This is a genomic window from Oleiphilus sp. HI0066, assembly GCF_001635725.1.
The window spans coordinates 1-1,829 of record NZ_LWFH01000052.1 but is presented as its reverse complement, the minus strand read 5'-3'; the positions used below and the strand labels follow the sequence as shown (position 1 = coordinate 1,829).

General features: G+C 46.1%; 2 protein-coding genes. Both read right to left on the bottom strand.

Going from position 1 to position 1,829, the window contains the following annotated elements:
• Positions 1-13 precede the first annotated feature (13 nt).
• Positions 14-1,027 carry a 2Fe-2S iron-sulfur cluster-binding protein gene (locus A3738_RS01030; protein ID WP_082869035.1) on the bottom strand — a complete coding sequence of 338 codons (1,014 nt, stop codon included), beginning with the start codon at positions 1,025-1,027 and terminating at the stop codon, positions 14-16.
• A 12-nt stretch (positions 1,028-1,039) separates the two neighbouring features.
• Positions 1,040-1,829: UbiD family decarboxylase (locus A3738_RS01025; RefSeq protein WP_156503857.1), on the bottom strand; the 790-nt coding region annotated here is incomplete at its 5' end.

Sequence of the window (1,829 nt, the reverse complement as noted above, 5' to 3'; positions counted from 1 at the left end):
CTGAATTTATGATCTAGATCTGATCACGACTCACGTACTCAAGCACGTCAGAATAGAAATTCTCATGCTCGAGGCCTGCATCCTCTAAAGCATCCATTGCTGAGTAAACCATGCGAGGCGACCCCGCAACAAAGACCTTAAAGCCAGACAAGTCACCATGCCCTTCTAACACTGCATCAGCTAGCAAGGAGTGGTGCTGAGTGCTCTGGCTCTGCTCTTGGTCATCATCAGCAACAATAGTTTGAATATGCACATTCTCGTACCGATCTTCTAGATCTTTAACATAGTCGAGCGCATACAAATCACTTTCTTTGCGAGCGGTCCAATACAAACTGAGCTCTTTATCAAATCCGTTGCCAAGCAAGTATTCAATTAAACTCTTCATCTGTGCGAAACCTGTGCCCGCAGCAAGTAGCAAAACTGGTTCGCTTGGTACCGAACTTAAGCAAGCCTTTCCAAACGGCAGCTTCACTTGCACGCTCGCACTCGTTTGTAAAAATTGAACTACTTCAAGCGCTTTTTCCAAATGAGGATCAGCCTGAATATGCAACTCAATCTCTCGTTGATTCGGCGCACTCGCAATAGAAAAGTATGTTTCGTCTTCACGCTCAGGCAACAACAAGGCTAAATACTGGCCTGCGTAAAATTCTTTCAACTTTCCGGCTGGTTGCTCTAGTACAACTTTATAAACATGCGCCTGCATCTCAGACACCTGTTTAATCTGGCAACTAAATGTATTCATCGGTAATTCACCAGGGCCTAACACCCCGTCCATATAAATTGTCACATCAGTGTGAGGCTTAACATGACATACATAAATTTCGTTCGTATCGTTTGGCGAAACAAGCTCGCCGGTGCGCGTTTCAATACGACCTTGGATTAACTCAGCTCTGCAAATATGGCAAACGCCGTTTCGACAGCTGACTGGAAAACGAATATCAACTCGCTGCCCAGCTTCTATGAGCGTTTCGGATTCAGAGCACTCGAATTGCAGACCGTTCGGCTCAAGCGTAATGGAGTAACTCACTTACCAAACACGCTAAGTCTTTGGCAAGACACCAAGTTCATCCCACATTGAGTCCACACGCGCTTTTACATCCGCATCCATTTCAATTGAACGTCCCCACTCACGATCAGTTTCACCTGGCCATTTATTGGTGGCATCCATACCCATCTTCGACCCCAAACCAGAAATCGGCGAAGCGAAGTCGAGGTAATCTATTGGCGTGTTCTCGACCAAAGTAGTATCGCGTGCTGGATCCATTCTAGTCGTAATTGCCCAGATAACATCTTCCCAATTACGCGCATCTACATCGTCATCAGTCACAATGACAAACTTGGTATACATAAATTGACGCAAGAAAGACCAAACTCCCATCATGACCCGCTTCGCGTGCCCGGGATATTGTTTCTTGATCGTCACTACGGCTAATCGATACGAGCAGCCTTCTGGCGGCAAATAGAAATCAACGATCTCAGGAAACTGCTTTTGCAATATCGGTATAAAGACTTCATTCAATGCAAGCCCAAGTACAGCTGGTTCATCAGGTGGACGTCCCGTGTAAGTACTGTGGTAAATCGGATCTTTACGATGCGTAATACGCTCCACGGTAAATACTGGGAACTCATCTACTTCATTGTAATAACCTGTGTGGTCACCAAATGGACCTTCTGGAGCCGTGTCGTTGGGGTAAATAAAGCCCTCTAAAACAAACTCAGCACTCGCGGGCACAGTCAGCTCAGAATGCTTTGTCTTTACAGTTTCTGTTTTACCGCCACGCAGTAAGCCTGCAAACGCATATTCAGACAACGAGTCTGGCACCGGCGTT